The following is a 7,772-nucleotide window of genomic DNA, read 5'->3' on the forward strand; positions in this document are numbered from 1 at the left end:
ATCGCCGCGATCACGCGTTCTCGCAGATCCATCGATAGCGCTGACGGCATCCCGACCTCCTCGGAAAGCCCATCATCGAATCAGATCCGCAGACTGCCCGCTACCCCCAACGATTCAACCCAGCCGGACACGGCTCTAAGGCCGTCTCGGTCAGTTCGATCTCAAGCCTGCTTGCTAACAAGCCGCTCTTCGCCAGCGCCGCGGTGACATGCGCGAGTATAAGCGGCGATCGGAACTGCACAGCGGAGACGTTGACTGCGACGTGCTGATTGGCTGGCCAGGTGGTTGCCTGACGGCAGGCCGCCTCAAGGACCCATTGTCCGATCGGGACGATCAGGCCTGTCTCTTCTGCGAGCAGAATAAATGTCGCCGGCGAAATGAACCCCCGCGTCGGATGCTGCCAACGGATCAGGGCCTCGAACCCGACGGTGTCATCGTCCGTCAGCGCCATAATCGGCTGGTAGGCGAGGTGGAACTGGCTCTTGGCCAACGCAATCCGAATATCGTTCTCCAAGAGGTTCCGCTCGGCGATGGTCACGATCATGCCGGGGGTGTAGCGAGCCGCCCGCCCGCGGCCATGACGCTTGGCCTCGTAGAGTGCGATGTCGGCGCGCTGCATCAAGTCTTCCGGGCTCGACGTATCCTGTGCCTCACACACGCCGATACTGCAGCCGATGACGACGGTGACCTCGTCGAAGGTATAGGGTTTCTCGATCCCTGCGATGACGTGCCCAGTCAGCACCATGGCGGCCGAGGCGTCGGTTTGGACGACTACCGCCATCTCATCCCCGCCAAGTCGCGAGACGAACCCGGTCTCACCGACCAGCTCGCGTAGCCGAACGGCGACATCGACCAGGAGGCGATCTCCTACGCCGTGGCCGAAGGTATCGTTGACCGCCTTGAACCGATCGAGGTCGATCAGCAGGAGCGTGAATGGTTGCTCGGCTCCTTGAGCTTGTGCCATGCGCTCCATAAGGGAGCGACGGTTCGCCAAACCTGTCAGTGGATCGTGGTAGGCGAGATGCGAGATCTCCCGCTGCGCCTGCTTTACCCGGGTGACGTCATCGAAGGTCAGTACCGCGCCGTCCTCGATGGGCTGGCAGGTGATGGACAATATCCGCCCGTCATCGAAGTTGTGCTCGACCTGAGTCTCGCAGTCCTTGGCCATCCAAACTTGGTGGTTTTCCAGAACCCTGCCAATCCGTTCCTCATCCCATGCATTCGCGTGACCCACCTGCTTAAGAAACGCCGTTAGGCTTACGCCGCGAACGACGCTGCTCGGCGCGAGATTGAGCATGGTACATAGGCGTTCGTTGTAGAGTTCGACGATTTCGCCGGCGGATACCTTGAGGATGCCGTTCGACATGTTCTGCAATGCGGTCGCCAGGACCCGCGCGTGCCCCGCCTCCTGTATCTCGAAGCGCTTGGCCGCAGACAGAGCGAGGAAGCAGCCGAGCAGAAGGATCACCGCCCCTGTAGCGGCGACGATGCTCAAAGTTACCTGCATACCCGGCAGGAGGCGATCGACCTGTTCGCCGACGAGCACAGTGCCGGCGATAGAGACGAAATGGGTGCCACATACCGCGGCCACGATGAGGCCACCCGTGACCAGGGGGGTGTCGGATCTCTTCGGCAGTCCGCAGGCCAGTGCCATGCCAGTCGCGCCGATGAGGCAAGCGAGGAGGTTGAACCCGACCGACTGCGTCTGACCACACCCTTCAAGTGCGACAATGCCGGTGATGTGCATCACGGCGATGCCAAGCCCTGATGCTGCGCCAGCGACCGACCGTGCCCATACCCCTGCAAGGGTGTTCGCTATGGCAAGCGGTACGCCGACGGTGACGATCGCAGCTACGGCAGACAGCACCGTCGTTCCGAGGTGGTAGCTCAGGACGAGATCGGTCCGGTATCCGAGCATCGCCACGAAGTGGGTTGTCCAGACCCCGGTTCCTCCAACCACCGCGATCCCAGCCATCCACGACCGCCGAGCGGCCCTGGAAGAGCTCTCAGCTTGCCGGATCAGGCACACGAGTAACCAAGCGCTGAGGGCGCAGATCGTAGCCGCAGCTAGAACGAAGCTGAGCGCCTGGCTATCGAGGAATTTGGTGAGGATGGTCGGCATCCCATTACGATACGCATCACACGTGCAGATTTTGTTGAACGACAAGGTATGAAAAAATCCGAAGCCTTCCGCAGCTCTGAGATCTCGTACATGTGATCGAATGAGCACTGCCAATGAATGCAACTAGAGCTTGTGCAAACTGAAAGACACTGTTTCAGGCACCAACCATTTCGAGCAGCGCTACGCCGACGGCCGCGAGGAAGTTGCCGCGGCCGCGCCAGGGCAAGACGGTTGCCTCAGAAGTCTCGGCCGCCACTTCCGGCAGCGCGACCTCGGGCACCTCGATCTCACGGTCATCCTGACGGGACGCCGGTGAGATCGACGACCTCCCCCGCCAGCCCGTGATCAGATCGGGCGGCCGGGCAGAACCACCCATGATGCCGCTCGTTGTTGTGTCATGTCACAGCCGAAGCGCCAGACTGACTGCCCTTGCGCCCAAATGCGCCAACGGCTGGCGTTCAACATCATGCTGGACGAGTTCGCCATCGCGGCTCTGTCCGACGCCGTTGCCATCTTGCGTGCAGCCGACGATCAGGACGTGACCCAAGTTGAGCACGCAATCCGAACCCATCGCATCGGCATTCTGAAGCAGCGCGCCATCCTGGGCGCTGCGGGTATCGAGATCGAATGACGACCGCGGTGCCCTTCATCGTGAAGGCGAAAAGGTCCCACGGGACCGTGACCTACAACTGTCCGACGCCGGAATGGGCACTGAAGAAGCTGCGCGACTTCCAGGCAGCGAGCTATGAGAATATCAGCGTCACCGGGCCGAACGGGCAGCCGCTGACCGAAGCCGACCTTGTCGCGATGATCGAGGGCGGGATGCAGACTGCGCCCGTCGCGAACCGGATCACAACCGCCGCTCAGACGTAGCCTGGTTCTCGTCCCACACCTCGCATCTGCCTGGCCAGGGCATCGTCAGGCATCAGCCTCGATCTCAGCCAGCGCGGCCGACATCTCGCACACCACACCTTCCGGGGGATAGCTCAGCGCGATCCCGCCGCCGATCGACCCCGCCAAGCCGCGCTCGATCAAGCGCGATCCGAACCCACGGCGTTGTGGTGGCGTGACCGGCGGTCCTTCGTGTTCGCTCCACCGGAGGTTCAGGATCGCCCCCTTGTCGGTAGGCTCGATGCTCCAGCGTACCTGCACGTAGCCGTCCGCAGTGGAGAGAGCGCCGTACTTGACGGCGTTGGTGGCGAGTTCGTGGATCACGAGCGTCAGCGACAGGGCGGGCTTGGAGCCGATCTTCACGGGAGGGCCTTCAACCCGAAGCCGCCCAGCCTGAGCGTCATCATGGATCGCCAGGGCTTGCCGAAGCACCTCGGCAAGGTCCGCGCTCGCCCCGGTCTGATCCAGCAGCATGTCATGGGCTCGGCCCAGCGCGACCAAGCGTGCCGACAGAACCTCCTGCGCCGCGTCGAGATCGACCGCGTTGCGCATCGTCTGCGTGGCGATAGCCTGCACCATCGCCAGCGTGTTCTTCATGCGGTGGCTGAGTTCGCGGTTGAGAGTGCCCTGCTCCTCCTCGGCCCGTAGGCGTGCCACGCTCACCAGAACTCGATCGGCGACGTTGCGAGCGAACACCACTTCTTCGGGGGACCAATCCCGCCGCTTCGTGTCGTGGACGTAGAGCATGGCGACCGTCCGGCCCTGCTCCTGGATCGGCACTTTGAGCAGGGCTTGGATGTCGAACCTGCGGAAAGTTCGGGCGTCGTCGGCGGTGAGCGGATTGGTGTCCACGTCCCCGATCGCGAGCGTCTCGCCACGGGCCACCACCGGACCCAAGGTCCCGTAATCAGCGAAGCGATGCCTCCCAAGAAGGTTTCTGGCCCCGGAGGGCGTCCAGTCCGCCAGAACCTCGATGACTGCACCCGTCGCGTCCAATTCGCCGTACCCGGCGCGACTGGCCTCCAGGGTTCGACCAACGATCTCGGCCGCGGCCGCGCTCATCTGTGGGATGGTCGAGAGGTCGCGCAGATGGTCGCCGATCTCGGTCAAGGCCACCTGACGCGCGAAGGCGTTGGACAGGCGATCCTCGCTGATCCGCAGTCGCACGAGTTGGCGCCGTTCGTTCAGCAAGGCCATGACGTGGCGGGCGAGCCGCCGGAGGTTGTCGGCCTGCTCTCCGGTCAGTCCGCTCGGGCGGGGCGTGGTGTCGATCACGCACAGGCTGCCGAGCGCGTGCCCCTCCGGCGAGCGCAGCGGTACACCGGCATAGAAGCGGATGTGCGGCTCGCCCGTGACCAGCGGATTAGCTCGGGTACGAGCATCGGCCGTGAGGTCCGGAATGACGAGCATGTCTGGCGCAGTCAGCGCATGGGCGCAGACGGAAGAGTTGAGGTCGGTCTCGCATCCGGGGAAGCCGATGCGGGCCTTGAACCATTGCCGGTCGGCCGCCACCAAGCTCACCAGCGCCACCGGGGCGGCGCACACCGAAGCCGCCAAGTGCACGATATCCTCGAACCCGTCCTCCGGAGCGGTGTCGAGGATGCCATAGGCGTCCAACTCAGCGAGGCGCGCTGAATTGGTGGTTCTGGGGAGCGTGCCGCACTCTACCGGGCTGGACGGCCTATACATCAACGGCAGCTCGTTCGCGCCGCGACGACGATGAGGCATTTCTCGCTCACTGGACGACCTACGACAAGCATCGACGGGGTTGCATTTACCCCGGTGGCGGCGTCAACCGCGATACAAGCCTCTGCGCCGACGTCTAAATTTGAAGCGCAGTTCATAGCATTCAAATCCAGAAGAATGGTTAACTGAAATGTCTACTGTAAGAATTGTACAATTCGATCGCGCTGTAAGCATTGTCTTATTTCCGCTTTTTCGCAACTGCCTTCGCGATGCTGGAATGTGTCTACTGCTATGACGTGGCACTCCCATGGCCTCGATCCGCCGGGGTTGTGTCAACACGTTCGTCTCGGCCTAGAGCAGTGCCCGACCAGGTTGGGTCGGGTCACGCCCCTAAGCTATTGTTCTGACGCGCTCGCTGGCGCAGAACCGGTATCCACTTCGGCGGCGAGCGCCCTAAGTGGCGAAATCTACACGCGAGAACCCCCAGCGAAGCCGAGGTCACGTCGCATCGCTAATAAATTTTACAATGACAAATTCAAACAAAAGACACATCTGAGTGTTGATTTTTATCATCTCGGCATCTGATAGATGTCTTTTGACATACACAGACGATATTATTCAAATAAACAACAAATGATAATTGCAAATATTTAATGGGCTCCGACATCAAATTGATTGCCAGCCATATTCAGGGCGCTGGTGATTGAGGGATCGCGTGTGCTCTTGCCCCTTGCGAGCGAGCACCTGTGGAAGTTCTCAGACAAGCCGATTTGCGCAACCGCCTTCTCAAGGCACTCCCGACAAACGAGTTCGAGGCCCTCCGGCCTGCGTTGCGAGCCAAGGCAATGCCTCTGCGGCACGTCCTAATCGCCTCCCATACAGCGATAGAGACCGTCCATTTCCCGGAGTAAGGTTTTGTCTCGATCACCACCGATGGCCCCAGCGACCGTGTCGAGATCGGGCTGATCGGCCGAGAAGGTCTGGTCGGCGCCGCCCCGATCCTGCTCGACGATGACCGCAGTCCACATACCCACTTCGTGCAGATGGCCGGGCACATGCTGAGTATCGACGTGGCGGTGCTGCGCGTTGAGGTGGAACGGCGCCCGGTCCTGCGTGGGGTCCTCCATCGCTTCATCCAGGCGCAGTTCGTCCAGACGGCAGAGACGGCGTTCGTGAACGTCCGGGGCAACACCGCCGTCCGCCTCGCCCGGTGGCTACTGATGTGCCACGATCGGATCGACGGCGATCGAGTGACGGTCACGCAGGATTTCATGTCGTACATGCTGGGCGTCGAGCGTCCGGGGGTGACAGCAGCGTTGCGGGTCCTGGCCGAAGGTGGCTTCGTGCGGAAGCACCGCGGTAGCGTCGAGATCATCATCCGCGATGGCCTGCTCGACCTCGCGGGTGACAGCTACGGCGTGGCGGAAGCCGAATACGCGCGTCTGATTGAGGGTCGCTTCGAGCCGAACATATGATCACCCGGACGGCTTGCTGGGGGACGACGGTAAGCTACTGCACCAGCCCAGGACCATCTACGAGGCCAAGGCGCAGGGCGAGCGCTAATAGGTCGCCGTGCGAGATCCACTCCCGGCCGTCGATCCGCCAACGCTCGGACTCCTCGTCCGGCTCGACGTTATGGCCATGCGCCTGCAGCGCCGCCAAGGCTTCGAGTGTCGGGTCATAATCCTCGGTCATGGGTTCAGTCGGATGCAACGATCATGCGGCAGCGGGCCTCGATGCTGCGCTCCTCGTCAGTCTGCTCGGGGCTGTCGGCGACCACCCTCTCCACGATCGCGTGCGTGGTCGCCTCGTCCAGCCCGAGCCCGCGGGCGAACCGTCGAGGCGGCGCATCATCTGCTGAACCGCAGGTCGGTTGGACGGCTCGCTCACTCCTTCACCGGATGTGCCAGCAGGATCGCAGTGCGTCCTGTGTTGCGTTCGTAGGCGTCCCGGTCGGTGAGCAGGGCGTCCTGGGAGGCTTTGTGACTCGCGACCGCTCCTACGAAGTCGAGCACCCACCCCTTGGTTAGGGGGTAGGCTTAGGTTGCAAGGTCGGCGAACACGGCATCGATCGCAGCAGTGATCTCGTCGTCCCTAACCTCGGAGACCTTGCGGAGGTCGAACACGGTCGGGTTGCTCGCCATGCCGGAGAGCTACTGCACCCGGCTCTACCCGTCCATGAGCCCCATTCGCTTGGCTTCGTCGATCAATTCGGCGCCGGTCATCACCTCACCATTCACCCGCCACAACTCGGGGTCCTCGTCGAAGCGCTCGACCATGTAGCCGGCGGCGATCAGGTCCTCGACAGCCTTGAGGGTTGGATCATCGCCTTCGGTCATGCCGAGAGGCTATCCCGATCACGGAAGCCGCGCGATCCCTCGGGCTACAACGATGAGGCCCGCGAGCGCCAAGAGCACGGCCGCCGTCGTCAACTTGGCGCGCACCAACCAGACATTCAGCTTGATCATCAACGCGAGTTCTGTCGGAAATTTCGAGGCTGGATCAGAGTGCACCGGCTGGGCGGCCATATCATCACGGCTTGGTTCGTCAGCTTGTGATCGAGCCAAGCGAGGAGGCAGCGTTCGCTGTCATAGGCAGCTCACGCCGCCTTCAAGTTCCGTCGCAGCCAGCGCGTCGCCTCCTCCAGGCTTAGGAAGGTCGGTGCCTTTTTCCCCTGCAGCCGGCCGAAGCCAACCTCGAAGAACCAGCTTCCGACATCATCGTGCTCCGGCTCGGCGAGGCGGACCAGAACCGCCACAAGCAGGCCGTTGGCGATCACCAGCCTGCCTTCGCGATCAGGGCTGTCGGTGTCGACCGCGATCGGCTGAAGCACGACCAGCATCTCGACGTTGCCCGGCCCGGTCACGGCTAGCCCTCCTGGGCTCGACCGGGCCAACTCAGATCGCGGCGCACGCCCCAGCGGGTGTTGCGCAGGTGCAGGTAGTTCGGCGCGAAGCTACAGAAGGCCTTCAGCCGTTCGACATCGAGGATGGTGAGCACCCGGCTCTTGAGGTGGATCAGGCCGAGCGCGCGCAGCTCCCGCAGGGTCCGGTTCACGTGCACGTCGGACAGG

General features: G+C 62.6%; 12 protein-coding genes. 3 read left to right on the top strand and 9 right to left on the bottom strand.

The genetic code is table 11. The annotated features are described in order from the left end of the window. Positions 1-100: 100 nt before the first annotated feature. Positions 101-2,122 (bottom strand): putative bifunctional diguanylate cyclase/phosphodiesterase, encoded by a 2,022-nt coding sequence (locus MKK65_RS07640; RefSeq protein ID WP_243956788.1) that lies wholly within the window; start codon positions 2,120-2,122, stop codon positions 101-103. Positions 2,123-2,276: 154 nt separating this feature from the next. After that, positions 2,277-2,498 carry a hypothetical protein gene (locus MKK65_RS07645; protein WP_243956790.1) on the bottom strand — a complete coding sequence of 74 codons (222 nt, stop codon included), beginning with the start codon at positions 2,496-2,498 and terminating at the stop codon, positions 2,277-2,279. Positions 2,499-2,519: 21 nt separating this feature from the next. Here MKK65_RS07645 and MKK65_RS07650 point away from each other — a divergent pair, with 21 nt between their 5' ends. Beyond that, positions 2,520-2,753 (top strand): hypothetical protein, encoded by a 234-nt coding sequence (locus tag MKK65_RS07650; RefSeq protein WP_243956792.1) that lies wholly within the window; start codon positions 2,520-2,522, stop codon positions 2,751-2,753. After that, complete coding sequence (locus tag MKK65_RS07655; RefSeq protein ID WP_243956794.1) at positions 2,750-2,995, top strand: hypothetical protein; 246 nt, start codon at positions 2,750-2,752, stop codon at positions 2,993-2,995. Before MKK65_RS07650 ends, MKK65_RS07655 begins: the two co-directional genes overlap by 4 nt. 45 nt (positions 2,996-3,040) lie before the next feature. Here the strand turns inward: MKK65_RS07655 and MKK65_RS07660 are convergent, their stop codons facing one another. After that, on the bottom strand, positions 3,041-4,702 hold the full coding sequence (locus tag MKK65_RS07660) for a sensor histidine kinase (protein WP_243956796.1): 1,662 nt from the start codon (positions 4,700-4,702) through the stop codon (positions 3,041-3,043). An 860-nt stretch (positions 4,703-5,562) separates the two neighbouring features. Further along, on the bottom strand, positions 5,563-5,754 hold the full coding sequence (locus MKK65_RS07665; RefSeq protein ID WP_243956799.1) for a hypothetical protein: 192 nt from the start codon (positions 5,752-5,754) through the stop codon (positions 5,563-5,565). On the opposite strand from MKK65_RS07665, the gene MKK65_RS07670 reads away from it, so the two are divergent. Next, positions 5,755-6,174: a Crp/Fnr family transcriptional regulator gene (locus tag MKK65_RS07670; RefSeq protein WP_243956801.1), complete on the top strand. Its 420-nt coding sequence runs from the start codon at positions 5,755-5,757 to the stop codon at positions 6,172-6,174. A gap of 34 nt (positions 6,175-6,208) precedes the next feature. Here MKK65_RS07670 and MKK65_RS07675 read toward each other — a convergent pair whose 3' ends face one another. The 5 genes from MKK65_RS07675 to MKK65_RS07690 form a co-directional block, all read right to left on the bottom strand. Beyond that, positions 6,209-6,394, bottom strand: a complete 186-nt coding sequence (locus tag MKK65_RS07675) for a hypothetical protein (protein WP_243956803.1) — start codon at positions 6,392-6,394, stop codon at positions 6,209-6,211. A 191-nt stretch (positions 6,395-6,585) separates the two neighbouring features. Continuing rightward, entirely contained in the window at positions 6,586-6,714 is a 129-nt protein-coding gene (locus MKK65_RS31135) for a hypothetical protein (protein ID WP_279596591.1), read from the bottom strand. Positions 6,715-6,867: 153 nt separating this feature from the next. Then, positions 6,868-7,038: a hypothetical protein gene (locus tag MKK65_RS07680; RefSeq protein WP_243956808.1), complete on the bottom strand. Its 171-nt coding sequence runs from the start codon at positions 7,036-7,038 to the stop codon at positions 6,868-6,870. A 260-nt stretch (positions 7,039-7,298) separates the two neighbouring features. Continuing rightward, the gene (locus MKK65_RS07685) at positions 7,299-7,565 is read right to left on the bottom strand and encodes a hypothetical protein (RefSeq protein ID WP_243956810.1); all 267 of its coding nucleotides are present in this window, start codon (positions 7,563-7,565) and stop codon (positions 7,299-7,301) included. A 2-nt stretch (positions 7,566-7,567) separates the two neighbouring features. Continuing rightward, on the bottom strand, positions 7,568-7,772 hold a 205-nt coding region (locus tag MKK65_RS07690), incomplete at its 5' end, for a helix-turn-helix domain-containing protein (protein ID WP_243956811.1).

Origin of the sequence: Methylobacterium sp. J-001, assembly GCF_022829565.1 — a bacterium.
In the GTDB taxonomy this organism is placed as follows: domain Bacteria; phylum Pseudomonadota; class Alphaproteobacteria; order Rhizobiales; family Beijerinckiaceae; genus Methylobacterium.